The organism is Pseudomonas sp. Cab53 (assembly GCF_018325965.1).
Lineage (GTDB): Bacteria > Pseudomonadota > Gammaproteobacteria > Pseudomonadales > Pseudomonadaceae > Aquipseudomonas > Aquipseudomonas chlororaphis_E.
In genome coordinates, this window is sequence record NZ_AP021902.1 from 3,788,907 (window position 1) to 3,813,613 (window position 24,707).

The 24,707-nt window shown below is 57.3% G+C and carries 22 protein-coding genes and 1 pseudogene; 13 read left to right on the forward strand and 10 right to left on the reverse strand.

The genetic code is table 11. The annotated features are described in order from the left end of the window. Nucleotides 1-400: 400 nt before the first annotated feature. The 4 genes and pseudogenes from KI241_RS16395 to KI241_RS16410 all read right to left on the reverse strand — a co-directional run bounded on the left by KI241_RS16395 (nucleotide 401) and on the right by KI241_RS16410 (nucleotide 4,039). Nucleotides 401-1,578 (reverse strand): annotated as a pseudogene (locus tag KI241_RS16395) (XdhC family protein). A 51-nt stretch (nucleotides 1,579-1,629) separates the two neighbouring features. Then, nucleotides 1,630-2,535, reverse strand: coding sequence for a LysR family transcriptional regulator (locus KI241_RS16400; RefSeq protein WP_013692795.1), 906 nt, complete (start codon nucleotides 2,533-2,535; stop codon nucleotides 1,630-1,632). Nucleotides 2,536-2,637: 102 nt separating this feature from the next. Next, nucleotides 2,638-2,991: a cyclophilin-like fold protein gene (locus KI241_RS16405; RefSeq protein ID WP_079302510.1), complete on the reverse strand. Its 354-nt coding sequence runs from the start codon at nucleotides 2,989-2,991 to the stop codon at nucleotides 2,638-2,640. 160 nt (nucleotides 2,992-3,151) lie between these two features. Next, nucleotides 3,152-4,039, reverse strand: coding sequence for a LysR family transcriptional regulator (locus tag KI241_RS16410; RefSeq protein WP_212802731.1), 888 nt, complete (start codon nucleotides 4,037-4,039; stop codon nucleotides 3,152-3,154). A 188-nt stretch (nucleotides 4,040-4,227) separates the two neighbouring features. Between KI241_RS16410 and KI241_RS16415 the strand changes: the two genes are divergently transcribed. The 4 genes from KI241_RS16415 to KI241_RS16430 are packed head-to-tail and all read left to right on the forward strand — an operon-like array spanning nucleotide 4,228 to nucleotide 8,337. Beyond that, entirely contained in the window at nucleotides 4,228-5,118 is an 891-nt protein-coding gene (locus KI241_RS16415) for an SDR family NAD(P)-dependent oxidoreductase (RefSeq protein WP_201005425.1), read from the forward strand. 22 nt (nucleotides 5,119-5,140) lie between these two features. Next, nucleotides 5,141-6,304, forward strand: a complete 1,164-nt coding sequence (locus KI241_RS16420; protein ID WP_244868227.1) for an MBL fold metallo-hydrolase — start codon at nucleotides 5,141-5,143, stop codon at nucleotides 6,302-6,304. Nucleotides 6,305-6,307: 3 nt separating this feature from the next. Next, nucleotides 6,308-7,624: an MFS transporter gene (locus KI241_RS16425; protein WP_095058133.1), complete on the forward strand. Its 1,317-nt coding sequence runs from the start codon at nucleotides 6,308-6,310 to the stop codon at nucleotides 7,622-7,624. Beyond that, nucleotides 7,621-8,337: an NADPH-dependent F420 reductase gene (locus tag KI241_RS16430; protein ID WP_236124252.1), complete on the forward strand. Its 717-nt coding sequence runs from the start codon at nucleotides 7,621-7,623 to the stop codon at nucleotides 8,335-8,337. Before KI241_RS16425 ends, KI241_RS16430 begins: the two co-directional genes overlap by 4 nt. A gap of 187 nt (nucleotides 8,338-8,524) precedes the next feature. Here KI241_RS16430 and KI241_RS16435 read toward each other — a convergent pair whose 3' ends face one another. From KI241_RS16435 to KI241_RS16455, 5 genes are read right to left on the reverse strand one after another with little or no spacing between them, the layout of a single operon-like run. Next, entirely contained in the window at nucleotides 8,525-9,298 is a 774-nt protein-coding gene (locus KI241_RS16435) for an L-iditol 2-dehydrogenase (protein ID WP_013692788.1), read from the reverse strand. 57 nt (nucleotides 9,299-9,355) lie between these two features. Next, nucleotides 9,356-10,453, reverse strand: a complete 1,098-nt coding sequence (ugpC, locus tag KI241_RS16440) for a sn-glycerol-3-phosphate ABC transporter ATP-binding protein UgpC (RefSeq protein ID WP_013692787.1) — start codon at nucleotides 10,451-10,453, stop codon at nucleotides 9,356-9,358. A 57-nt stretch (nucleotides 10,454-10,510) separates the two neighbouring features. Next, nucleotides 10,511-11,344 carry a carbohydrate ABC transporter permease gene (locus KI241_RS16445; RefSeq protein ID WP_013692786.1) on the reverse strand — a complete coding sequence of 278 codons (834 nt, stop codon included), beginning with the start codon at nucleotides 11,342-11,344 and terminating at the stop codon, nucleotides 10,511-10,513. A 10-nt stretch (nucleotides 11,345-11,354) separates the two neighbouring features. Then, nucleotides 11,355-12,281 carry a sugar ABC transporter permease gene (locus KI241_RS16450; RefSeq protein WP_013692785.1) on the reverse strand — a complete coding sequence of 309 codons (927 nt, stop codon included), beginning with the start codon at nucleotides 12,279-12,281 and terminating at the stop codon, nucleotides 11,355-11,357. A 59-nt stretch (nucleotides 12,282-12,340) separates the two neighbouring features. Next, complete coding sequence (locus tag KI241_RS16455) at nucleotides 12,341-13,651, reverse strand: sugar ABC transporter substrate-binding protein (RefSeq protein WP_212802732.1); 1,311 nt, start codon at nucleotides 13,649-13,651, stop codon at nucleotides 12,341-12,343. Nucleotides 13,652-13,943: 292 nt separating this feature from the next. On the opposite strand from KI241_RS16455, the gene KI241_RS16460 reads away from it, so the two are divergent. Together KI241_RS16460 and KI241_RS16465 are read left to right on the forward strand one after the other, a co-directional pair. Next, complete coding sequence (locus tag KI241_RS16460; protein WP_212802231.1) at nucleotides 13,944-14,894, forward strand: AraC family transcriptional regulator; 951 nt, start codon at nucleotides 13,944-13,946, stop codon at nucleotides 14,892-14,894. A gap of 61 nt (nucleotides 14,895-14,955) precedes the next feature. Further along, nucleotides 14,956-15,870, forward strand: a complete 915-nt coding sequence (locus tag KI241_RS16465; protein ID WP_212800649.1) for a carbohydrate kinase — start codon at nucleotides 14,956-14,958, stop codon at nucleotides 15,868-15,870. A gap of 154 nt (nucleotides 15,871-16,024) precedes the next feature. Here the strand turns inward: KI241_RS16465 and KI241_RS16470 are convergent, their stop codons facing one another. After that, on the reverse strand, nucleotides 16,025-16,861 hold the full coding sequence (locus KI241_RS16470; protein WP_201007332.1) for an AraC family transcriptional regulator: 837 nt from the start codon (nucleotides 16,859-16,861) through the stop codon (nucleotides 16,025-16,027). A gap of 124 nt (nucleotides 16,862-16,985) precedes the next feature. Here KI241_RS16470 and KI241_RS16475 point away from each other — a divergent pair, with 124 nt between their 5' ends. From KI241_RS16475 to KI241_RS16505, 7 genes are all read left to right on the forward strand, one after another. Continuing rightward, on the forward strand, nucleotides 16,986-18,038 hold the full coding sequence (locus KI241_RS16475; RefSeq protein WP_201007334.1) for an aromatic ring-hydroxylating dioxygenase subunit alpha: 1,053 nt from the start codon (nucleotides 16,986-16,988) through the stop codon (nucleotides 18,036-18,038). Nucleotides 18,039-18,041: 3 nt separating this feature from the next. After that, nucleotides 18,042-18,989 carry a PDR/VanB family oxidoreductase gene (locus KI241_RS16480; protein WP_201007335.1) on the forward strand — a complete coding sequence of 316 codons (948 nt, stop codon included), beginning with the start codon at nucleotides 18,042-18,044 and terminating at the stop codon, nucleotides 18,987-18,989. Between the two features lie 18 nt (nucleotides 18,990-19,007). Beyond that, on the forward strand, nucleotides 19,008-20,033 hold the full coding sequence (locus KI241_RS16485; protein ID WP_201007336.1) for a BMP family protein: 1,026 nt from the start codon (nucleotides 19,008-19,010) through the stop codon (nucleotides 20,031-20,033). 6 nt (nucleotides 20,034-20,039) lie between these two features. After that, nucleotides 20,040-21,578: an ABC transporter ATP-binding protein gene (locus KI241_RS16490; RefSeq protein ID WP_201007337.1), complete on the forward strand. Its 1,539-nt coding sequence runs from the start codon at nucleotides 20,040-20,042 to the stop codon at nucleotides 21,576-21,578. Between the two features lie 44 nt (nucleotides 21,579-21,622). After that, the gene (locus tag KI241_RS16495; protein ID WP_201007338.1) at nucleotides 21,623-22,636 is read left to right on the forward strand and encodes an ABC transporter permease; all 1,014 of its coding nucleotides are present in this window, start codon (nucleotides 21,623-21,625) and stop codon (nucleotides 22,634-22,636) included. Beyond that, entirely contained in the window at nucleotides 22,636-23,565 is a 930-nt protein-coding gene (locus tag KI241_RS16500) for an ABC transporter permease (RefSeq protein ID WP_201007340.1), read from the forward strand. The genes KI241_RS16495 and KI241_RS16500 overlap by 1 nt, the downstream gene beginning before the upstream one ends. 180 nt (nucleotides 23,566-23,745) lie before the next feature. Next, on the forward strand, nucleotides 23,746-24,537 hold the full coding sequence (locus tag KI241_RS16505) for an AraC family transcriptional regulator (RefSeq protein WP_201007342.1): 792 nt from the start codon (nucleotides 23,746-23,748) through the stop codon (nucleotides 24,535-24,537). The last annotated feature ends 170 nt before the right edge of the window (nucleotides 24,538-24,707 follow it).

Genomic DNA, 24,707 nt, shown 5'->3' on the forward strand with positions numbered 1-24,707 from the left:
GCGCATGAGTTTGCAAACTGCCGCAGCACAGGCTGAAACAGCTGCTGGTGGCAATGGGAGAAAGAGTTCGGCAAGTACGCGCAAGAAGCGCGGTGCGAAGATCAAGCTTATTGACCGGGTTAATAAACCCGATGAGCCAATGCGCTGCGCATTGGATTGTTATGTAGGCATGCTAACAATCGAGGGGCCTGAGGATTAGCCCGACTTTACTGAAATCACCAATGAGTGATATTCAGCAATAAAATGGTTTCAGAATTTTGCAGATTACTCACAACGCTCTATATCCAGCGATTAACGCAGGACAGCATTTCGATTAGTGAGTTTTGATCAGCTTTGGCCTCTAATGCGTGCAGCGCATCGGCGAGGCTCATATCCTGCAGGAGCTTCCAACTCAAGTCTTCTACGACTCTGCCATGGATAATTCACGGGAACATCTGGGCTCAAGCTGACCAGTTTCGTGGATCGTTGACGTCCGCAACTTCAGACTTCCACCCGCTCGCCCATTCAGGACGGCCTGCATCTCCCCAAGCACCGCCATCGCTACACTTTCCGGGGTGTCCCCCCCAAATCCAATCCCATTGGATAGTGCAATCGGTCCAGCGCAGGCAGGCTGTTTGTCTGTCGCGTTATTTCATCAAGCAGACGCTCGGTCCGATCACGCGGCCCGAGCTGACCGATGTAACGGGGATTACCTTGTAACGCGCCTTTCAACCAATGCGCATCCTGGCTCAGGCTATGGGACATTACCGCCACACACGCCCCCTCCACGAACTTTCGAAATTCGAAAGGCCCGCCTATATCGGCGCTCAACACCCGATCCGCTTCGGGAAAACGTTCCGGACGGGCAAAATGTGGGCGACTATCAACAACGGTGACATGCCACCCCAAGATTTTTGCGATCCGTACCAACGGCTGCGCATCATGGCCCGCCCCAAAGATCATCAGACGCGGTGGTGGCGCGACGTATTCTAGAAAAACCTCTACCTCTGCGTAGCCTTCGGTATAGCGTTGCCGCGTAGATTTTTGCTGGTCCAATGTGAGACGCAGATCAGCGGTAATTCGCTCGTTCAGTGCAGGATGGTAGAGTCCCCCGAAGGGCGCTGCGCCAGATTCCAGGAACACACGGTCTCCAACATCTGCACGGCTATTGCGTGAGCCCGCTATTACCGTTGCGATCGCCACGGGTCTCTGGTTGTTTCTTACTTTGCGTAACGCATCAAGCACAGCGCATTGCTTTGCAACTGGTATTCGCTCAAACAACACATACACCTTGCCGTTGCAGCCCAGCCCGAAACCAAGGGACTCTTCACCGCCCTCTTCGTCTGTGGCCTCAGCCGTGCTGTAGCTACGAATCACAGGGCCCGACTCACTTAGCCACCAAGCCTTTCGCACCACATCAGCCTCCAAACAGCCACCACTGATAGTGCCCTCCGGACGTCCATATTGTGAAACGAGCATGCGCGCCCCCGGACGGCGATACGCCGAACCCTCGACTTTCACAACGGTGGCGAGTACAGACTCTCGACCCTCGTTCTGCTCGGCCTGGATGGCATCGAGCAATGCGTTCAAACTGGACATATCAGATATCTCTCCCAAAGCGAATCCGGCGAAGTCGCTGTCGATCGCCAACTATCCAAGCGGGCGCAACTCTCTGATCAAGTCGATCAGCAAACGTAGCGTGATCGGCACCTGCCGGTAGCTTGAGTAATAGATATGGAAGCCTGGACCGACACTGACCCAATCCTCCAAAACCACTTGTAACGTTCCTTCTGCTATAAGCGGCGCGACAATGGGTTCGGCACAATAAGTCAGCCCGGCGCCCTGGGTGACCATGGCGAGCATCATCCGCGTCTCATCCAGCACCACATTACCGGACACTGGGATCTCTAATTTTTCCCCCTCTTTCTCAAACTCCCAGTTGTACATCCGGCCGTTGCCTAGCCGAAACCTTAAACAACTGTGCTGTTTCAAATCCTCGGGATGCAGCGGCATGCCACATCGGTCGAGGTAATCGGGGGTTCCTACCACGACCCATCGAACAGGGGGGGAAAGGCTTTGGGCAATCATGCCTTCAGGTACGGTAGCGCCGTACCTGATCCCAGCGTCGAAGCCTCCTTCAACAATGTCCACCATACTGTTGGTGGTTGAGACTTCCACTTCGATATCGGGATAACGATGAGCAAATGTCGATAAAACGGGTGCCAACAAAAGGAGCGCCGCGTCACTGAAAACATTCAGCCGTATACGACCAGTGGGCTCATCACGGAACTTATTCAACAACTCAATAGCCTGGTCGATTTTGTCGACAGGTTCGCTTATCAATGCCAGCAGTTCCTCACCGGCTGCCGTCAGGGTGACGCTGCGGGTCGTGCGATTGAGCAAACGAACCCCCAATCTCGCCTCCAGCCCCTTGATCGCATGACTCAGCGCAGATGCACTTATCCCTACTTCAACACCCGCACGACTGAAGCTGGAATGGCGGGCGACAGCTAAAAAGTAGATAAAATCGCCAAAGTTGGCACGAGTCAGCTGCATGAGTTCTCTGCCATTGGTGTGAAACGTATGAACGAAAGGACCTCTCCCGCCCCCTGCGCCACAGACAGTTTTTGCCGGCGTGGTTCTGACTGTTTTGGAGTATCACTCATCGACCAAGGTGATCGTTACTTCAAGGGACCCAGGACGCGCGAGTATTCCCAGGCCGGAATCAATCCTGCCGAGTTTGATAAGGTCGCTCGAATACTTGAACCCTTTATGAAAAATGGCGAGATTTCCCCAAGGCGCATAGAAGGCAATGTCACCCGCCGAAGGCGTGAACCCAGCTGGCGCGCCCTGTGTCGATAATGGCTCGGGCAGTACGCTGATCTTCTCGGTCGAGGCGTAGTCGTCCAGTGTCAGTTTCATCGGCAGCTGTTTAACGAAATCTATGGAGGAATCGTTGTTGTCGAGCGTTGCCGTAACCGGACCGCCTGAAACATCGATGCGTATTTTCATAGTTGCTCCACTTTGCTCCGATGGGCTGCGGGGCACGCCCTACCCCCGACCCGAATTGATCTGACAGCCAAATTGCTTTCCCGCCAGAAGGTATCAGCTGACAGAAAAACTGAAATACCTCGCAGCGATTGAAGTCATGAATGAGATTTATCAATCGTCCTTACACACGCAGTGCATTCATAACCAGCGTGAAGGCCCGCGACGGCTGCCTGCGACTTGGGTAATACAAATGGTACCCCGGGAAGGGGGCACACCAATCTTCCAGCACACGAACCAGGCGGCCATTTTCCAGATGCGGTGCGAATTCTTCTTCAGGAAGATAGGCGATGCCCAGGCCGGCCAAGGCTGCATCCACCATGCTGGGAGAGGTGTTGAAAACGAGCTGGCCATCCACTCGTACGTTTAACAGTTGGCCACGACGCTCAAACTCCCAAACGTATAGCCCCCCTGCTGTTTGCATACGCTGATTGATACAACTGTGCTTTAGCAGGTCCCGTGGTTTTTTGGGCGTTGGATGCCTTTCGAAATACATCGGGGAGGCCGCAGCGGCCATGCGCAGTTGAGGACCGATGGGTACCGCAACCATATCCTTGTCGATGGTATCGCCCATACGCACGCCTGCATCGAAACGGTCGGCGACGATGTCTCGAAAACCATAATTGATATCGAACTCTATCTTGATATCCGGATAATCGAGCAAAAGCGGCGTGAGCTTGGGAAGCAAATGTGCTCGAAGAATGTGCTCACCACAGGTGATGCGCACGGTGCCGGCGGGTTTATCGCGCATCTCGGTCAGTTCGTCGAGTTCTGCCTCGATTTCGTCAAAGCGGTGACCAATGGCTTTTAGTAAACGCTCGCCCGCTGCCGTAGGCGATACGCTACGGGTGGTTCGTGTAAGCAAGCGAATCTCCAGCCTGGCCTCTAACCCGCTCATTGCCTGGCTGAGGGCAGATTGAGTCACGCCCAGTACGGAAGCTGCCCGCGTGAAGCTGCCTTCACGGGCAATCGTTACGAACGATAAGAGATCATTGAGGTTACGTCTGACCATCGCCCAAGTCTCTCATAAATCATTAATTAGCAGGCCTTATAGCCCCTTTAAGGACTGATTAGCTAGTCGCGCCGAAGGGGGCCGGTTACATTAACAACCTCTTTTTAACCAACCCTTCGTTATATTCAGCGCGAGCGATCGCCATGGCGCTTGGGACGAGAGGCGCGAAGCGACCCGAGGGGACGTGCATGGATCGTAGAGACTTTCTCATCAGAGGCGCCGGACTGGGTTCGGCGTTGATCGCAGGCTCACTTCTGGAAGCAACGGCATCCTGGGCAGAGGCCCCAACCAATTCCCGAAGGGAGGCTCCCGCGTCCAACGCACAACGGGACAACAGTGCAAGCGGCAAAGCCCGCGTATTCATTACCGGCTCGGCCGATGGACTGGGCCATGCCACCGCCAAGACCCTGCTTGCCCAAGGCCACGAGGTTGTCGTGCATGTGCGCTCCCCTGCCCGGTTGTCTGCCGTGCAAGAACTGGTGGACCAGGGCGCCATCGCCACAGTCGGCGACTTGGGCGATCTTGAACAGATTCGCGACCTTGCCCGTCAGGTCAATGCCATCGGCGCGATGGATGCCATTGTCCACAACGCTGGCATCCTCAGCGGGGCGCAACTGCTGGTCGTCAACGTCGTCGCCCCCTATATGCTCACGGCCCTGATTCAGCGCCCCAAGCGTCTGATCTACCTGAGTAGCAGCATGCATAGAGGGGGACGAGCCAGCCTGACGGGATTGGACTGGTCGGGCAGCACCCCCACAGGCAGCTATTCGGACAGCAAGCTCTTTGTAACCGCACTCGCAGCAGCCGTTGCGCGGTTGTACCCCGACGTCCTCAGTAATGCGGTCGATCCGGGCTGGGTCCCAACGAAGATGGGAGGTCCCAACGCACCTGACGATCTGCGCCTGGGACACCTGACCCAGGAATGGCTTGCCACCAGCAATGATCCTGAGGCACTCACCAGCGGCGGCTATTGGCACCATCAGCAACGCGAACAGCCGCATTCCGCGGTCCAAGACTCCCGATTCCAAGACTTGCTGCTGGCTGAACTCACGCGCGCCAGCGGCACGAACCTGTCGTGACCACCTCCACGGTAACTACTGCATGAAATTATTCTGGGGTCGTCTTCTAATGGCCGTTGTCGGTATCGCTCTGCTAGGCATCGTTGGCGCCTTCGCCTATTTACAGCAGCCGGTCTTCGGCGACCTGCCCAGCGGCGAGCGGCTGACGCGCATCGAACATTCGCCCAATCATGCCGACGGAGTGTTCCGCAACCAGATCGACACGCCCATGAAGACCACGGACCAATCCGAGATAGCGATGTGGATGCAGACCCTTTTCGGGCAAGAGGGGCAGCCTCGACCGCCAAGCCCGATTCCCGCCGTCAAGACCGACCTCAAAGCACTCGACCCTACACAGGATATAGTCGTTTGGCTGGGCCATTCCTCCTACTTCGTGCAACTGGGCGGACAACGCATCCTGATCGATCCGGTGTTCAGTACTTACGCCGCGCCGATCCCCGGAGTGAACAAGGCATTCGAGGGCACCAGCCTCTACACGGCCGATGACATACCCGAGATCGACGCTTTGTTGATCAGCCACGATCATTACGATCACTTGGACTATCCAACCGTTCAGGCGCTTCACTCCAAAGTCAGAAAGGTTATCGTGGGGTTGGGTGTAGGCGCTCATTTCGAGCGCTGGGGCTACGACATGGGAGTCGTACGTGAAGCCGACTGGAACGAAGTCATCGCGCTGACACCGAACGTCAGAGTCCACGTCACCACAGCTCGACACTACTCTGGACGCACCTTTACCCGCAATCAGTCGCTGTGGGTCGGCTTTGCACTTGTGTCTCCTGAGCAGCGGTTGTTTTTCAGTGGCGACTCGGGTTATGGCCCGCACTTTACCGAGATCGGCCAGCGGCTGGGTCCGTTCGACTATGTCGCCATTGATGCCGGTCAGTACGATCCGCGCTGGGCAAATGTCCACATGAATCCGGAACAGGCCGCGCAGGCAGCCAAGGACCTGCACGCCCGAGTGCTGATGCAGACGCATGTGGGCCGCTTCTCCATCGCCCCTCACGATTGGGATGATCCGTTCAAGCGCATGCAAGTCGCCAGTCAGGGGCAAACCTTCGCGCTGTGGACGCCCGAAATCGGCCGCACGGTCTACCTTGACGGCCGTGCGCAGTCGTTCACGGCATGGTGGGAAGACGACGCAGCGAAGACTCCGCATCAGCTCGCGGCTGGAGCCAGGGAGGAGTAAGTCGTGCAATCTCCCTTATCGCTGTTGCAGCGCCAGGCCAAGGTGCGCCCCGAAGAAGCACCCGCAGTCCTGTGGTCGATGCTCTACGTCATCGCGCTATTTCTGGCGTATTACCTGTTGCGGCCGATCCGCGACGAACTCGGTGTGGCCGGCGGAGTCCAGAACTTGCCCTGGCTATTCACTGGTACGTTGTTGGCGATGCTGGTAGCCAGCCCGCTGTTCGCGCTGGCCGTGCGCAAACTGCCACGCAAGCAGTTCATCGTCGTGGCCTATCGCTTCTTCGCTGCCAACCTGATGTTGTTTGCACTGCTGCTGCATCTCGCCGATCCACAGTGGCAGGTGTGGCTGGGACGTGCCTTTTTCATCTGGGTCTCGGTGTTTAACCTGTTCGTCGTCTCGGTGTTCTGGTCCTTCATGGTGGATATCTTCGACAGCGAGCAGGGCAAACGGCTGTTCGGGCTACTCGCGGCAGGAGCAACGATTGGCGGCCTATTGGGCTCGGCTATCACTTCCAGCCTGATCCAACAGTTGGACCGCTCCTGGCTGATGGTGATTGCCATCCTGTTTCTGGAAGTGGCGGTACTTGCATCACGCCGTTTATCTCGCCTTGCTCCGATGTTCAGCCACACCACGCTCAAGGAAAACCCGGACCAGCCCTTGGGTGGCGGCATCTTTACCGGCATGGTCCACACGTTGCGTTCGCCCTACTTGGTCGGGTTGGCACTATTCATTCTGCTGTACTCGGTCACGTCGACTTTCTTGTATTTTCAGCAGGCCAGCATCGCCGAGTCCTCGTTCCCTGATCGTGCGGCCCGCACGGCGTTCTTTGCCAATATCGACCTGATCGTCAATGCGATCACACTGGTATTCCAGCTGTTCATCACCGGCAGGATGATCGCCACCGCGGGCATCGTGGCAACGCTGTGTGTCCTGCCGCTGGTCAGCCTGTTCGGCTTCGCTGCCTTGGCCGCCAGCCCTAGCGTCGCAGTCATCGTGGCCGCGCAGGTCGCCCGCCGGGTAGCGAACTTCGCACTGGCCAGACCCGCCAGGGAAATCCTGTTTACCTCCAGCACACGTGAAGATCGCTACAAAGCCAAGAACTTCATCGACACGGTCGTTTATCGTGGCGGTGACCAAATCGCCAGTTGGGGATACGCAAGCCTGATGGGCCTTGGCCTGACCCTGGCGCAGATTCCCATGATCTCGGTCCCCCTCTCAGCTATCTGGCTGGGCTTGAGTGTCTGGTTGGGACGAACCCACCTGAAGCAGGAACAGCGCGATGCTACGGTCTCACCATCATTGATTGAGGACAGGACATGAAGTCTACCCGCCGCTCCATAGTGAAATCCCTTGGCGTATTGGCCGCTCTGCCGTGGCTCATCCCCGCGAGTCGCGCCTTTGCGGTCGCGCCAACACGCATCGGCGTGATCGGTAGCGGATCGCTGGGCGGCACGGTAGGTCGGCTGTGGGTCGAGGCTGGACATGAGGTCATGTTCTCTTCCCGCCATCCAGAGCAATTGCAAGACATGGTTGAGGAGTTAGGGCCACGCGCTTCGGTCGGCCTGCCGATGGCGGCAGCGGAATTCGGCACCGTGCTTCTGTTGGCTATTCCGTTTGAAGCGCTGCCCCAGGTCGGGCGAGACCTGCACAGTGCCTACCGCGGCAAGATCGTTCTGGACTCCACCAATCCTTGGGGCACAAGCAGCAGCGATGTATACCGCGAAGCGCACAACCTGGGCGTTGCTCAAACCGTCGCGAAGTACATGATCGGCGCGCGACTGGTGCGCGCATTCAGTGCCGTCGATGCCACCGTGGTGGCAACGTCTGCCTCACGAGCGGGCGGGCGCATTGGCATGCCCATCGCCGGAGATGACGCCGAGGCCTTGCGGGTCGCCGCCGACCTGGTACGCGATGCTGGTTGCGACCCAGTCGTCGTGGGCAACCTGGCTGCCTCCGCCTCGTTCCAGCCGGGCAGGCCGGGTTTCCGCGCCCATCTGACCGCACCGGAACTGCGCCGCCTCCTCGGCCTGTAGTGCAGAGTTCTGGTGGCCGCGCAGATAAGCAAGAAACCTTGCTGCTAGCTCCCACCTCAACAATCGGCCTGTGGATCAAACTGCCAGGCTCTCATGAGTCGGGCAGTGTGATCGCGAGGAAGCTGAATCGAACCGCCGGGTGATCGGAAAATGTGCCGCTCTCCTGTCACCCGCCCCCCTACTGCACTCAGCTCATCCAGTTCCCGCCATCAACGTTGTACGTTTGTGCAACGATGTAATCGCTCTCCGAGCCCGCCAGGAAAATTGCCATTCCTACCAGATCCTCTGCCGTCCCCATTCTTCCATACGGAACCTCAAGGCCGACGAGCCGCTTCTTCTCACCCAGGGGTCGGTTCTCGTGTTTGGCAAAGAGCGCGTCGACACCGTCCCAGTGTTCGCCATCGACAACCCCCGGGGCAATCGCATTGACATTGATTTTGTGCTTGATGAGGTTAAGGCCAGCAGACTGTGTAAGGCTGATGACGGCCGCCTTGGTGGCGCAGTAGACGCCTACCAACGCCTCACCGCGGCGACCCGCCTGGCTGGCCATGTTGATGATCTTACCGCCATGCCCCTGACTGATCATCTGCTTCGCCGCTGCCTGAAGCGTGAACAGCGTCCCGCTGACATTGATTGCAAAAAGCTTGTCGTAGCTTTCCCGAGTGATCTCGGTGATCGGTGCAAGATCGAACAACGCCGCATTGTTCACAAGGATGTCCAGCTTTCCTGCGTGGGCAACGACCTCGGCGATCGCTGCATCAATGGACGCCTGGCGGGTAACGTCCATCTCCACCGCGTAAGCTTGCGGCCCAAGCTCGGAGGCCGTCGCTTGAGCTCTTTCCAAATTGATGTCGGCGATAGCGACCGTAGCGCCTTCACCGATATAGGCCTGGGCAAACGAGCGTCCAATACCGCGCGCGGAACCAGTGATCAAAGCGCTTTTACCTTCGAGACGTTTCATTGAATCTACCTTTGTGGTTCGTGGCGCGCTTCATCGAAAGAGCGCGCGTGATGGAAGTCAGGCCGCGCGTGATGCCGCAGGGCTTACCGAAAGACCGCTCTCATCAAATAGATGGCAATGAGCGACATCGAGGGTGAGATAACGCCGGGCGGCGTACGGCACTTCGCAATCCCCCTGGACACGTACCGTCAGGCTTTCTCCTGAATCGACATTCACGTGGCAGAAGGTATCGCTGCCCAGGCGCTCGGTGACATCCGTCGTGACCGGCACTTGGCCTTCAGCGCCCAGGGTCAAATGCTCCGGCCGTATCCCGATCGTCACGGATTGCCCAACCGACAACGCACTGCTGTCGCGTGGAATGAGCAAAGTGGTTCCAGAGGCGAATCTAACCTCCACCCCCGATGCATGCACGGCATGCACAGTCGCCTGCAAGAATCCCATTTTTGGTGTCCCAAGGAAGCCGGCAACGAACAGGTTGGCAGGGTGATGGTAGAGCTCGAGCGGCGAACCAATCTGCTCGATCCGCCCAGCGTTAAGCACAACGACCTTGGTGGCGAGCGTCATGGCTTCGACCTGGTCATGGGTCACATAGATCATGGTCGCCTGCAGCTCCTTATGCAGTCGGGACAGCTCCAAGCGCGTCTGTACACGCAGCGCAGCATCAAGGTTCGACAGTGGCTCATCGAAAAGGAAAATTTTCGGGTTTCGGACAATCGCACGCCCAATAGCGACTCGTTGGCGCTGACCACCTGACAACTGCTTAGGCTTGCGGTCGAGCAGAGAACCAAGTTCGAGAATCCTTGCGGCCTCGGCGACCTTCCTTTCCACATCCGGCTTCTTCTCACCGGCCAGATCCAAGGCAAATGACAAATTCTTGCGTACCGTCATGTGCGGATACAGAGCATAGGTCTGGAATACCATGGCCAGGTCTCGTTTGGCAGGAGTCACCTCAGTGATGTCTCGGCCGTCGAGCTCGATCGTGCCGCTCGTGACGTCTTCCAAACCTGCAATCAGGCGCAACAGGGTCGACTTGCCACACCCCGACGGCCCTACGAACACCACAAATTCCTTGTCCTTAACCTCGAGATCGATGCCCTTGATGATGGACAGTCCCTCGAAACCTTTCTTGAGATTTTCTATTTTCAAAGTGGCCATGCGTAAAGTCCTGTATGAAATTGGAGCCTTCGCGAAATCATTGAATTCTCGACGTCGTCATTTGACGGCGCCAAAGGACAGCCCACGAACCAATTGCTTCTGGCTGATCCAGCCGAAGATCAAGATAGGTGCGCAGGCCAATGTGGAAACCGCGGAAAGCTTCGCCCAGAACAGACCCTCAGGGCTCGAGTAGGAAGCGATCAGCGCGGTCAGAGGTGCGGCGCTGGAGCTCGTCAGGTTGAGCGACCAGAAGGCCTCGTTCCAGCACAGGATCATCGACAGCAGCATGGTCGAGGCCAGCCCACCCTTGCTGATGGGTAGCAGCACTCGCAGCATCTCCTGCCCCAGGGTCGCGCCGTCCAGCCTGGCCGCTTCCAGAATCTCCCGGGGGATGTCTTTGAAGTACGTGTAAATCATCCACACCACGATGGGCAGGTTGATCAGGGTGTAGATCACGATCAGCGCGATCCGGGTGTCCAGCAACCCCGCCCCCTTCGCCAGAAGGTAGATAGGCATGAGCACCCCAACTGGAGGAAGCATCTTGGTCGATAGCATCCAAAGCAGCGTCTGCTTAGTGCGCTTGGTCTCATAGAACGCCATCGAATAGGCCGCCGGCACCGCGATCAGCATGCACAACGCTGTAGCGGAGAAGGAAATCAGCACCGAGTTCCACGCGAAGTGGAAGTAGTCACTGCGCTCCTGGATGTGCAAGTAATTCTCCAGCGTAGGCATGAAGATGAACTGTGGCGGCGTAGCGAAGGCGTCGATCTCGGTTTTGAAACTGGTAAGCACCATCCAAAAGATCGGAAAGAACAACAGCAAAGCGGTGACCCAGGCCAAGGTGCCGAGCAATACGCTTTGCAGAGACCGGGATTGTTTAAGCGTCATCATGGCGTTGTCCTCAGGCTTTGTCGGTCAGGTTCTTGCCAATCATGCGCACCAGCACAATCGCCGCGATGTTGGCGATCACCACCGCAATCAGACCACCGGCCGAGGCCATGCCCACATCGAACTGCACCAGTGCCTGGTTGTAGATCAGATAGGCGAGGTTGGTCGAAGCGAACCCAGGTCCGCCATTTGTCGTGGTGAAGATTTCTGCAAATACCGACAGCAGGAAAATCGTCTCGATCATCACCACCACCGCGATGGGCCTGGCCAAATGTGGCAGGGTCAAATGCCAGAAGATGGCCAGGGCACCCGCCCCATCCAATCGAGCGGCCTCTTTCTGCTCTTGATCGAGCGACTGCATGGCTGTCATCAGCAACAAGATCGCAAAAGGCAGCCACTGCCAGGAAACGATGACGATGATCGAGAAGAGTGGGTAATGAGCTAGCCAATCGACGGGCTGTGCCCCGAAGAACTTCCATACCGCCGCGAGGATCCCGGAGACAGGGTGGAAGATCAGGTTCTTGAAGATCAGCGAACCCACGGTCGGCATGATAAAAAACGGCGAAATGAGTAGCACCCTGACTATGCCGCGTCCAAAGAACTCGCTTGCCTCAAGCAAGGCTGCAATCAAGACACCAAAAATCACGCTGATCAGCAGCACGCTGCCCACCAATATCAACGTGTTAAGCGCTCCGGGAAGAAAACCCGAATCTGTCACGAAATAAGCAAAGTTCTCCAGGCCAACGAACTCGTTTTCCCCTGGATTTAGCAGGTTGTACCGGATCACCGAAAAATAAACGGTCATGGCCAGCGGCACGATCATCCAGAGCAACAAAAGTGCAACCGATGGCGACACCAGAAACCATCCTGGATTGATCAAACGGCGTGCGCGTGATGGCGCCGAGGCCGCAAGCTGGGCTCGAATAATGGACGTGTTCATGATTATTTACCTGTGCGGCTGTGACCGCCGGCGCTAAGCCGGCGGAGGTAAGGGGCTATTTATTTTTTTGGATAGCCCGCACGCTTCATCTCGCGCTCGGTTGTGGACTGGGCAGAAGCCAGCGCTTGCTCAACCGACATTTGTCCTGTCAATGCTGCGGAGAAAAGCTTGCCTACAGATGTACCGATCGACTGAAACTCGGGGATCACCACGTATTGAATACCCACGTACGGAACAGGTTTGGCTGAAGGCTGCGACGGGTCAGCGTGCTTCATCATTTGCAACGTTACCTGAGCAAACGGCGCGGCCTTGAGGTAAGCGTCACTGTAGGTCGAGATGCGTGTACCGGGTGGCACGTTCGTGATGCCATCCTTATCGGTCACTAGCTGGATGTACTCTTTGGAGGTGGCCCAGGTGACGAACGATTTGGCGGCGTCTTTGTGCTTGGAGGTGGCAGGAATTGCCAATGACCAGGCATACAACCACGAGGACCCCTTGTCGGTAACCTCAGTAGGCGCAGGCGCGAAACCTACGCTGTCCACCACCCGGCTCTGCTCCTTATCGGTGGTGAAAGATCCAGCCACGCTTGCATCAACCCAAATCGCGCATTTTCCACTGTTGAAAAGGGCCAGTGTTTCGTTGAACCCGTTACTGGATACTCCGGGAGGGCCATATTTCTTCAGGGTATCAACATAAAACGTCGCTGCTGCCTTCCACTCAGGACCATTGAGTTCAGGCTGCCATTTCTCATCGAACCAGCGCGCGCCAAAGGCGTTGGCCATCGTGGTAAGCAAGGCCATGTTTTCGCCCCAGCCAGCTTTGCCACGCAAGCACATGCCATATTGATCCTTCGAAGGATCATTGAGCTTGGCAGCGAACTCGCCCAGTTGCGACCAGGTCGGCTGCCCCGGCATCGTCAGCCCTGCAGCCTTGAACAGATCGGTGCGGTAATACGTGATGGTGCTTTCGCCGTAGAACGGCAGTGCGTAGAGCGTATCGTTAACAGAAAGGCCCTGACGCACGGCAGGAAAGATATCGTCGACGTCGTAACCGGCCGGGAGGTCCTTCATCGGCTCTAGCCAGTTCTTGGCACCCCACATCGGGGTCTCGTAGGTGCCAATCGTCAACACGTCGAACTGACCACCTTGAGTGGCAATGTCAGTGGTCAGGCGCTGACGCAGAACGTTCTCTTCGAGCACGACCCAGTTCAGTTTGATGTCGGGATGCTGGTGCTCGAAGACCTTGGATAGCCGTTGCATTCGGATCATGTCACCGTTGTTGACCGTCGCGATGGTCAACGTCTCAGCGGCATGGCTGGCAAGGGCGAATGACAGACCAGTAGAAAGAATTAGCGCATTCGTAATCTTCATGGGGCTCTCCACTCCAAGCCAGATGACCGGAGCTATTATTGTTGTTGTTCACCACTTGTGAGCAAAACAAGACCGCATTGCAGTGGTGGGCGAATTGATTAGATCACCTACCCGCCCCGCCCTCAAACGAATCGCGGACGCCGAATCGATACTTTTTTGATCGCGATAACCGGCAGCCACAAGGGTTAAAAAAGTATCAACAAGCTGCAATAGTTGGGCTAGCAGTGCCGGACGAATTCGGCGTATGGTTGGCGCATTCGATCCATCCCATAACTATAAAAAGGGGCACGAGATGCCTGATAACCGCGCTGCTTTGTTCGAGCACCGACCAGCCGACCTTGAAGTCATCCTTCCTGAACCCGATCAGAGCTTTCGATGGTACGAGCACGACTATCCATACGCCCTCGCCCGCTGGAACCACCATCCGGAATATGAAATCCACCTGATTCGACAAGGAAGTGGCAAGCTTTTGGCTGGGGATTACATCGGGCCCTTCACCGCAGGACATGTCGCACTTATTGGCCCAGGTCTTCCCCATGATTGGATGGGAGATATTGCGCCGGGAGAACAGCTCGTAGGCCGCGACGTAGTTCTGCAGTTTGATGGCGCTGCCCTGCTCGACCTCCGAGGCTCATTGCCTGAGCTATCGGAGCTGAAAACGCTGTTTGAGCTGGCACAACGTGGGATCGAGTTTACTGGGGGGACGGCCGTCGAGGCCGCTTTGCTGCTTGAGAGAATCGGCGAGGCGACGGGGCTTCAGCGCCTGATCATGTTCCTGCAATTGATAGGCACCCTCGCAAGGGCGCCAAAGCGCGAAATTCGGGTATTGGCCAGCGCCTGCTACTCGCCTTCGTTGAACGAGCGCAGCTCGGAGCGAATTAATCAGGCATTCGACTACTTGATCAATGAGCTCACGTCTGACGTCCGGCTATCTGTCATCGCCGAGCGAGTTGGGATGAGCGAGGCCGGTTTTTCACGCTTTTTCAAACGAATCACTGGCCACGGATTCATGGACCTGATGCGCAAGCTGCGCATCCAGCGTGCATGTCGGCTACTCGTCCAGACACAGCTCTCGGTCGCCGAAATCTGCTTCGAGGTTGGCTACGAAAACGTCTCCAATTTCAATCGCCACTTCCGTCATGAAATGCATCAGACCCCGAGCGACTACCGGCGTACCACTGCCGTGAAGCTCTTCAACCGAGACAGTCTTCACCCATCGCTACCGATCACGCAGGTGCGGTGAGACCGCGCCTGTCGATGTGACGCACGATAGTGTCCCCAGCCCGATACAAGAGAGAATGAATATGCAATTGCCGAGCGTTGTTGTGTTTGGTGAAGCACTGACCGACGTGGTTCAACACTCGCCCGGACGGTGGCAGGGCTATCCAGGTGGCGCGCCCTGGAACGTGGCCCGCGCAATGAGCCGCCTCGGCGTGCCCACTGCATTCGCCGGCTCGATCAGTACCGACTCATTGGGCGATGAGCTCGCCCAGCAATCGAAGGCTGCCGGTCTGGACATGAGATTCCTCCAGAGAGTCGACGCTGACCCTCTGGTAGCGATCGTGCCCTCCAGCCACCCTCCCCGGTATTTCTTTGCGGGCGAGGCCGATCTACTTTTTGATGTGGACCAACTCCCGGCAGGTTGGTTGGATGCGGTTCGACTCTGTCACTTCAGCTGTATCAGCCTTGCCCGTCAGCCATTGGGGGACAGGCTTGTTGAGGTGGCCAGGAGGGTGAAGGAAGAAGACAAGCTGATTAGCTATGACCCGAACTGGCGCAACCTGATGGACACCCGCTACCGCGAGCTAACTTTCCCGGCCATGGTGGAGCTTGCAGACATCATCAAGCTCTCGGATGAGGATCTTCGCCAGATATACCCTGGATTGAACGAAGAACAGGCGCTTCAAACGTTGCGGACGATGAATGCTAGTGCGCAGATTCTTTTCACCCGTGGAGCGAAAGGTATGGCGTTGTATGCTGCCGACGTGAAGTTTGAACAGCCCGCGATCGCCGTTGAGGTCGCTGATACGGTGGGTGCCGGCGATTCGAGTATGGCCGGATGGCTGGCCTCGACGTTGTTAGGCATCCAAGAGCCCCATGCACGATTGGAGTTCTCCGCTGCTTGTGCGTCGGTGTCTTGCTCGCATGCCGGGGCTTACGCGCCTAGTCGTGAAGAGGTGGAGGATTTGCTATCTAAACGCATGCAACATCAGCGCTGAAGTTCTCGTTGAATACCGCCATCTTGTGAGGGTGACACGGCCCGCGGAGCGGTAATACCCGCCATCAGGCGCTGGCGTAATCGCGTCAAGTGCGTCGAGAAATTCACGGTGATGTCGTGCTTCTTTCCGGCAGCGCGAGTCCAGCCATAGAAAATTAGAACACGACTTCTTGCACATCCTCGAGCGCGTTGCTCGGTGGCCTGTAGGCCTTACTTTCACGGAGGGCTTTCGGAGATAGGCCATAGACCCGCTTGATATGGCGCGAGAAATGATAGGGACTCTTGTAGCCGCACCGGAATGAAATGTCATACGCAGTGAGATTGGTGTGCAGCAGTAGCCGGCGAGCATGAGCGGCCCGCACCATCCAGAGATGACGGATCGGCGTAATGCCGAAATGGTGCGCAAACGACGCCACGAGATAGGTAGGCGTCAGCGCACCGATGTTAGCCAGTTGCGTCACTGTGCATTCGCTTGCGAAATTTTCGTCGATATAGGTGCGAACCTTAAGAATGCCGTTTGGGATCCGCTGCTGCTCCTCGACCAACTTGCTTTCGAAGGCATAGGCGCCAAAGACGGCGAGGCCTAGCGCGTTTCGAAATCCGTTGCGAGTGCTTGCCGATTCCAGCCCGAGGTCAATCCCCATTGTCTGAAGCTTCAGAAGGCGCTCCGATATTTCCAGCTTTCTGGCCAACGGCGCTTCCGCCGTCGCACGGCGTGATATGTCGGCCGGTCGCGCCTCGCACCAACTTACATGGGTGCGGATATGTTTCTGATAGTGAATGTGAAGAGATGCCCGGTTGACGATCACCGCGCACTCCCCTGTCACCAGTGTCCGCTCAGCTCCGTCGAAAAAAACCCGTGCCGCACCGCGGTGAATCATCAGAAGCGTTACATAGGCACCATTCAGGGGGCCGTAGGTGCCGCCATCGGAATAGTGCCAGTCGCCGAAGACAAACCCCTTCTGCACGTCAATCAAGGATTCAATGCTCAAGAGGCAACCCTCGGTTAAAAATCGTAATTTCAGTCAACTTATACGTCAACCAGGGCATTTCTGATCATCGTCAAATGCAGGACATTATTCCCATGTGAATTCCACCATATCAAGGGAACCCGCGATGTTTTCGCCACAAAACAGCCAGAAACACGCATCTGAGCTTCCGAGCGGCTGCACTTTCAACGAAAATGACTGGCACATACTTGCCAGCTTTTGGCACCCGATCGTCTATTCCAACGAAGTTCTGGACAAGCCTATCCGGGCGCGTCTGCTCGATGTCGACTTGGTCGTGTTCCGGACGGATGAAGGTGTCTCCGTGGCCAGGGATCTGTGCCCGCATCGTGGCACGCGGCTCAGCCAGGGTTGGATCAGCGACAATCAGCTGATCTGTCCGATGCACGGGCTGCACTTTGCCGCCGATGGCCACTGCACGAAAATTCCAGCCATGGGCGAGGCGCAGCGCATCCCATCCAAACTGCGCCTTCAGTCCTGCCACGTCACAGAGAAATACGGCATCGTATGGGCATGTCTGAAGCCCGAGGCTATCTGGCCGCTGCCGGAATGGGCAGGCATAGCCGACGGCACGCTAACGAAAGTCTGGGTGCCGAACGACATATGGAGCGCCAGTGCAAGCCGCCATGTCGAGAACTTCAACGACGTCGCCCATTTCCCCTGGGTCCACACGAAGAGTTTCGGCGGCGATCGCAATGCGCAGATTCCAAACTACGACGTGACGACAACACCCTTCGGGCTCACCTTTGCGTTTCCCTACCGCGAAGGCTTCAACCGATTCAACGACGGTATCGGCGGTGACAGCCGGGATGTGGTCTACACTTATGAACTGACCTATCCGTTCTCGACACTGATCATCATCGCGCCGATCGACTCTGCCTTACGCTTCTACTTCGCCGATACAGTCTGCCCAGTGTCGGCCCATGTCTCCAAAATCTTCCAAGTGCTGACCGATACCAGCGGAAACCCGGATCGCGACTATTGGCTAAAGGATTCCGAGATCATCAATGCCGAGGACAGGCCGATGGTCGAGGAGCAACGCCCGGAAGACCTGCCGCTGGACCTAACGGCGGAGATGCACATTCCCGCCGACCGCATGTCGCTTGAATATCGCCGTGGACTGGTCAAGCATTTCGGGCTCGGCGCCCCGATCGTGAGCTGATCCATGACCTGCACCCAGACACTAATCGTGACCGTCACGCGTCGGCAGCTCGTCTGCGAGAATATTCTCGTGCTCGAGCTTGAAAACGCAGCAGGCGAGATGTTGCCCGCATTTACTGCCGGTGCGCATATAAACCTTCATCTGCCGGGAAGCCTTGTCCGTCCGTACAGTCTTTGCAACGACCCGGCCGAGCGCCACCGGTACCGCCTCGCAATCCGACGTATGGAGAACGGACGCGGCGGATCGATTTCGGCACACACCCTTGCCGTCGGAAGCAGGCTGACAATCAGCACGCCGCAAAACGCATTTCCGCTAATCGAGAATGCCCGCCGCAGCGTGCTGATGGCTGCCGGGATCGGGATCACGCCGCTGATGGCGATGGCGCACCGTCTGCGTACGCTCAACGCACATTTCGACCTACATTTCCGCGTCAATCGCGCGCGGGTGGCGATCATAGAGGCTCTCGCGGATGGGATTGCCCCCGAGCGTGTCTGCCTGCACGCAGGCGAGGGTCGATCCGATTTCGACTTTGCCTCAAGGATTGGAGTTCATGAGCCTGGAGTCCATCTCTATATTTGCGGCCCGCAGGGATTCGTCGACGCTGCGCGGCAAGCGGCAAAAGATTGGCCCATTGAAACGGTGCACAGCGAATCCTTTACCCCAACTGCACCTGTCGAGGGAGATTTGGCCTTCAGCGTCCAGACCGCGAGCGACGGCGCCTGGCATCTAGTTCCGGCCGGCAAGACCATCGCGCAAGTGCTTACCAATGCCGGCTACGCCATCCCGACTTCTTGCGAACAAGGAATCTGCGGAACTTGCCGGACGAAGGTGCTCGACGGCCTCCCGGATCATCGCGATCTCTGCCTTTCGGTTGCCGACCAGCAATCAAACGCCTTCATCACCCCCTGCTGTTCCCGTTCGATAACGGAACGGTTGGTTCTCGACCTGTAGCAGCTCAAGGAAACACCCATGTTCGAATACCCGATACCGAAATTCATCAGGGCGCTTCTCATGACCCCACTTCTTGCCCTTTTCGCTTCGCCCGTGATGGCCGTGCCACCGACGGAGTTGCGTATTGCGGTCGTTGTCGCCGCCGGGCCGGATTCAGCCTGGGATGGAACCTTCCTAAAGGCATTCGAAAGGGTCAAGACCCAGATGCCGCATGGCCTAGCGATCACCACCAAGGTGTCCGATCCACTCTGGGGAAACGACGCAGAAAACGCGATGCGGCTTTATGCGCAATCCGGCCAGTTCGATATCATCTGGGCCCATTCCAGCTACAGCGATCAGGTCAAGGCAATCATGAAGGAGTTTCCAGATGTGATGTTCGTCACATCCGGATCTGGCAACGAAGGCCTGGGTGAGAACCTTTACTGGATCTACAAAAGGGTTCATGAACCCGCCTATCTGCTCGGAGTGCTGGCTGGCAAGGCGACTGCGAGCAACGTTCTCGGGGTCGTCGGTACGTTTCCCGCAGATGACGTAAATGACGAGATTAACGCCTTTTTTGCCGGTGCGAAGTCGGTCAACCCTGCCATCGTCTCCAAAGTCGCCTACATTGAGTCTTGGTACGACCCCGCCAAGGCTGCCGAATACATGAATGCGCAGATCGCTGCCAAGGCGGACATCATCTTCACGCTGGCCGACAACTTTGCGCCATGCGATGAAAAAAAGATCGTATGCATCGGTAATCTCCGCGACGACAGCGCCCGCTCGCCGCGCATGATATCCGCCCCCCTAGCGCTATGGGAGGCCGATATCTCGAGCATCGTCGATACTTGGTTCAGCCACAAAAAGGACGGCACAGTCTTTGACGGCAACAAGCAGATCAAGTGGCTTACGATGAAGGAAGGCGGATCGTCTGTTGCCGCTTTCAACGGGCGCGAAGCACTTGTACCTGCCGCTGCGATCGCAGCATTCAATGAAGCTAAGGCGAAACTCGATGCCGGCACGCTGACAGTGCCGCTCGACACCTCGCTTCCTTCTTCGAACTAATCCTGCATGCAACCCGCCAAAAAAGAGAGAGTGGAAATGGTCGAGGCGCTCCGAGTCGAACAACTCAGCAAACATTTCGGCAAAGTGCTTGCCAATGACGGCGTCGATCTCGATATCCGCAAAGGCGAGCTTCATGGCCTGTTCGGCGAAAACGGCGCCGGAAAATCAACTCTTTCAGCCTGTCTCTACGGCAGCCTGACCCCGGATACAGGTCGCATCTTCGTAGGCGCAAAGGAAGTCCGGTTTCGATCCCCGGCAGAAGCGATCGCGTGCGGCATCGGAATGGTACATCAGCATTTCGTGCTCGTGGAGGCGATGACGGTACTGGAGAACATCGTCCTCGGCACACACAAGTCCGGCTGGAGGCTCGACTTGCAGACGGCGCGTGACAAGCTTGCAGAATTGTCGGTCGCATTCGGCCTCTCGATCAATCCGGACGCTTTCGTGCGCGAACTATCGGTTGGCGAGCAGCAATGGGTTGAAATCCTCAAGGCTCTCTATCTCGACGCCCGGATCCTCATTCTGGACGAGCCGACCGCGGTGTTGACACCACAGGAATCGAAAAGACTTTTTTCGGTCATCCGGCAGATGCAGGCCCGTGGCATGTCAATCATCATCATCACTCACAAGATGGCAGAGGTAATGCAGACCGATCGCGTCACTGTGCTTCGCCGTGGTCGGAAGATCACCACCGTCGAAACAGCAAATGTTACGGCACAAAAGCTGACGGAACTCATGATTGGGTCGGCAACGCCATCGCCAGCCGCAAAACGCGCGAGCAGGCCGGGGCGCGTCGTGGTTCAAACCGCCGGCCTCCGGGCAAGAGGCGCGCGGGGAGAAACAGTCCTCGACAATGTCTCTTTCACCGTGCGGTCGAGCGAGATCTTGGGTATTGCTGGTGTTGCCGGCAATGGCCAGAAGGCGTTGCTTGAGTTGCTGTCCGGGATCCGCCTGCCCGAGGCAGGCAGCATACTTGTGGGCGACCGCCAGCTCGAAGGAGAGGGTCCGGAGGCCTACATGGCGGCAGGGGTCGGGATCATTCCGGAGGACCGGTTTGTCGAGGGGCTGGTCGGCACCTTCAGCATTGCCGAAAACATCATCCTGGGAAGCCAGCGCAGTCCGTCGGTGCGATCGGGATTGTTCATCGACCTGCAAAAGGTGCGCACACGCGCCGAACATGCACGGGCGGAGTATGCAATCGCTTCACCCGATATCGACACACCGGTTGCTTCGCTCTCCGGTGGCAATGCGCAGAAAGTCATTCTGGCGCGCGAACTCGCCCAAGCGACCGTGCTTCTTCTCGCCAATCAGCCAACACGTGGACTCGATATCGGCGTCGTGTCCATCGTGCATGACAGACTGAGGCAGAAGCGTGACGAGGGCTGTGCCATCGTGCTGGCATCGGAGGACCTGGACGATCTCTTTGCACTATCCGACAGGCTGGCGGTCATGTGTGACGGCCGAATCGTCGACATCGTCGATCCTTTGACGGTGACGATCGAACAGGTCGGTGCGCTGATGGCCGGCCAGCGGGGTGCAAATTGATGCGTTTGCGCCGTCGCACATCTCCCCGAACCGGTTGGACAATCATGGTCTATGCCGTCGCCATCCTGGCGGGATTGGCAGCCACGTCCGGTCTCATCCTCGTGAGCGGCGCTCCGCTTGGCTCATCCTTCAGCGCGCTGGCGATGGGTGCCATCGGGAGCCGGTCTGCGCTTGTCTCCTCGCTCGTTGCAGCCACTCCGCTGCTGTTAACAGGTCTCGCGACCGTCATTGCCTATCGGGCCGGGGTTTGGACAGTGGGACAGGAGGGACAGGTGCTGGCGGGCGGCATGACGGCCTACCAGGCCAGCCTGTGGCTTTCGGGGATGCCTCCGGTGCTGGCGATACCCGGCTGCATCTTGGCGGGCGTTGCGGGCGGCGCAGCCCTTGGTGGGCTTGCAAGCTTTCTCAAATCCCGCTTCGCCATCAGCGAGATCGTCTCGACGGTTATGCTCAACTATCTAGCTGGCTACCTGCTTTCCTACCTGCTGACAGCCATCTGGTCGAGCTCCGGTGGCGGCGTTAGTTACCAGCAGACACCGATCCTGCCGGAAGGTGTCTGGCTTCCTGCACTTGGCGTTGTTGGCAAACTGCACCCCGGCATAATTGTCGCCATCATCGCCACGATCTGTCTGCACATCCTCATGAACCGGACCGCGCTCGGCTACGAAGTGCGTGCCATGGGCATAAATCCGGTCGCACTGCGCCAGCGCGGTACCGATACCATCCGCACGACCCTCGTCGTGATGCTGATCAGCGGTGGCCTTTCGGCGCTTGCCGGCGTCGGCGAGATCTTCGGCGTCTCGCACAGGCTAACCACATCGAATCTGACAGGTATCGGCTTCGACGGCATCATCATAGGCATGATCGGCAACCTCTCGCCGCTCGGTACGCTCCTTTCCGCACTCTTCTTCGGGGCACTGCACAGCGGCGCCCTGTTCATGAATGTCATGACAGGCGTTCCAGCGGCCCTCATTACCGCCTTGCAGGGACTGATCCTGTTGTTCTTCCTAATGGCCGGAATTGCGGCGCAATTCGAACTCGTGCGGGAGCGTTCATAATGGAGCTAATTGAAAGCGGTATGCTGATCAGCGTATTCGCTGCCTGTCTGCGGATCGCGACGCCGCTCGTCCTGTCAGCCATGGGGGAGCTGATTACCCAGCGCGCTGGCATCTGGAATCTTGGTATCGATGGCACAATGCTGACGGCTGCCTTTGCCGCCTATGTCGTAATGATCACCACTAGATCGCTCACGCTGGCGACGCTGGCGGGAGTTGTCGCTGGCTCCATCGTCGGCCTGCTTATCGCCTTCATGACCGCGACCCTGCGGCTCAATCAGTTCGTCACCGGCCTGGCGATCAATCTGGTAGCGAGTGGCGTGACGCTGTTTTTGTTCCGCAGCTTCACCGGCGCGTCGGTCGCGCCTGGCCTCAAGGGGTTCGAGAGCATTGCGCTTCCCATTCTTTCCGATATTCCGTATCTCGGCCCCGTTTTCTTCAACCAACGCGGACTGACCTACGTCGCCTTTCTGCTCGCCCCGCTTGTATGGCTGTTTCTCTATAAGACCCGATATGGGCTGGAACTGCGCGCTCTAGGCGAAAATCCGAAGGCGCTCGAAACAAAGGGGCTGCCGGTCATCCCGCGTCTTTATCTTGCAACACTTGCCGGCAGTGCCCTGACTGGCCTGGGTGGAGCCTTCCTCGTGCTTGGCCTCTCCGACCGCTTCATCGCCGATATCAGTGCCGGGCGTGGATGGCTAGTGGTGGTGGCACTCGTCGCCGGAAACTGGAATGTCTGGGGCACAATTCTCGCCGTCGTCGTATTCGCCTTCCTCGACGCGATTGCCAGCCACGCACAGATCCTGGCACTGCCGGTGCCCTATCAGGTCTTTCTCGCCCTGCCCTATCTCGCCTCCATCGCTCTGCTCGCCGTCGTCCGGGTCCGTTCCGGCCAGCCCGCGCAGCTCGGCATTCCCCTCAAACGCCCCTGACCGGAGTCCTACCATATCTGGGATTAAATGCACCGAGGGCAAGGTTCTTTCTCTCTGTACTTGGCGCATTCCAGCGGTAAATAAGCTATGCACGTATTTATCGACAGCAGTCGCGGCTTCTCATTCGGCGAGGCGATATATCCTGCAGACGGGGTGTATGGTCCGCTAAAGGATAGCTACGTGACTCTGCTCATTGTTCACGAGGGCAGTGCTCTCGTATCTTGCGATGACGATGAGACCGTTCTAGGACCGGGCAGTTGCGGTTTCTTCCGCAACGAGCACCGTCTCCTCATCGAGTATGGCGATAGCCACGCGGCCACCCGCGTCAGTTGGTGTGAAAGCCACGCGGGCGAACTTTCCGAACCAGTAGCAATGCGGTTGAGATCGCTGCCGCCACGCATACCGCTTTCGCAACGAATAAAAACGATACAACGCCTGGGCATTGAACTCGGCGTCAACTCCAGTTCCTGCCTGAACATGCTACGCAATTCACTGGGGGAGTCGATCTTTCTCGCCTATTTCCATGAGGCACAGATCTCTGAGCAGGAGCGGTTAATACCGCACACGGTCCTGAGGGCTCGTTTCTATATCGACAAGAACTACGAGAAGGAAATTACTGTCGGACGGCTTGCCGTCTTGGTGGGAGTGACGCCTGCGCATCTCGTATCATCATTTCGCAAGCATATCGGCATCACACCGGTGCGCTATCTATGGCAAGTTCGCGCGACTCGCGGGTACTTTCTGCTGCTGCAGACTGGGTTGGCGATCTCGGACATTGCGAATCAATGCGGTTACAAAAACCAGTTCCACTTCTCACGGCACATTTCCGAGAAGTACGGGATGTCGCCGCGCGAGGTTCGCGTCAAAAAGGGCTACCACGTTCCGAGCGACATATCAGAAAACGCCGGGAATATAGCCTACGACACGTACCTCTCTGGCAGTGACTCCGTAAAAGGGAGTGATACCCGCTGAAGTTGCGGGCCTAGCCTGGAAGCAGCAACCACTGGACGAAATATTGATGGCTATAAAAGGGCATTACCCGTAGGTGATTTTCGGTATACCGGAGAGGGTGAACTCGTCGGCGTGGCAGATGCCGGTGGTCCTGCCCTCGGCAAGCACTTCGACATACTGACCATCCAAAC

Bases quoted from the DNA above. Each gene is read 5' to 3' on its own strand.
- KI241_RS16400 (WP_013692795.1), bottom strand. From the start codon at position 2,535: ATGCAGCTGACTCGTGCCAACTTTGGCGATTTTATCTACTTTTTAGCT.
- KI241_RS16405 (WP_079302510.1), bottom strand. From the start codon at position 2,991: ATGAAAATACGCATCGATGTTTCAGGCGGTCCGGTTACGGCAACGCTC.
- KI241_RS16410 (WP_212802731.1), bottom strand. From the start codon at position 4,039: ATGGTCAGACGTAACCTCAATGATCTCTTATCGTTCGTAACGATTGCC.
- KI241_RS16415 (WP_201005425.1), top strand. From the start codon at position 4,228: ATGGATCGTAGAGACTTTCTCATCAGAGGCGCCGGACTGGGTTCGGCG.
- KI241_RS16420 (WP_244868227.1), top strand. From the start codon at position 5,141: ATGAAATTATTCTGGGGTCGTCTTCTAATGGCCGTTGTCGGTATCGCT.
- KI241_RS16430 (WP_236124252.1), top strand. From the start codon at position 7,621: ATGAAGTCTACCCGCCGCTCCATAGTGAAATCCCTTGGCGTATTGGCC.
- KI241_RS16435 (WP_013692788.1), bottom strand. From the start codon at position 9,298: ATGAAACGTCTCGAAGGTAAAAGCGCTTTGATCACTGGTTCCGCGCGC.
- ugpC (WP_013692787.1), bottom strand. From the start codon at position 10,453: ATGGCCACTTTGAAAATAGAAAATCTCAAGAAAGGTTTCGAGGGACTG.
- KI241_RS16445 (WP_013692786.1), bottom strand. From the start codon at position 11,344: ATGATGACGCTTAAACAATCCCGGTCTCTGCAAAGCGTATTGCTCGGC.
- KI241_RS16450 (WP_013692785.1), bottom strand. From the start codon at position 12,281: ATGAACACGTCCATTATTCGAGCCCAGCTTGCGGCCTCGGCGCCATCA.
- KI241_RS16455 (WP_212802732.1), bottom strand. From the start codon at position 13,651: ATGAAGATTACGAATGCGCTAATTCTTTCTACTGGTCTGTCATTCGCC.
- KI241_RS16460 (WP_212802231.1), top strand. From the start codon at position 13,944: ATGCCTGATAACCGCGCTGCTTTGTTCGAGCACCGACCAGCCGACCTT.
- KI241_RS16465 (WP_212800649.1), top strand. From the start codon at position 14,956: ATGCAATTGCCGAGCGTTGTTGTGTTTGGTGAAGCACTGACCGACGTG.
- KI241_RS16475 (WP_201007334.1), top strand. From the start codon at position 16,986: ATGTTTTCGCCACAAAACAGCCAGAAACACGCATCTGAGCTTCCGAGC.
- KI241_RS16480 (WP_201007335.1), top strand. From the start codon at position 18,042: ATGACCTGCACCCAGACACTAATCGTGACCGTCACGCGTCGGCAGCTC.
- KI241_RS16485 (WP_201007336.1), top strand. From the start codon at position 19,008: ATGTTCGAATACCCGATACCGAAATTCATCAGGGCGCTTCTCATGACC.
- KI241_RS16490 (WP_201007337.1), top strand. From the start codon at position 20,040: ATGCAACCCGCCAAAAAAGAGAGAGTGGAAATGGTCGAGGCGCTCCGA.
- KI241_RS16495 (WP_201007338.1), top strand. From the start codon at position 21,623: ATGGTCTATGCCGTCGCCATCCTGGCGGGATTGGCAGCCACGTCCGGT.
- KI241_RS16500 (WP_201007340.1), top strand. From the start codon at position 22,636: ATGGAGCTAATTGAAAGCGGTATGCTGATCAGCGTATTCGCTGCCTGT.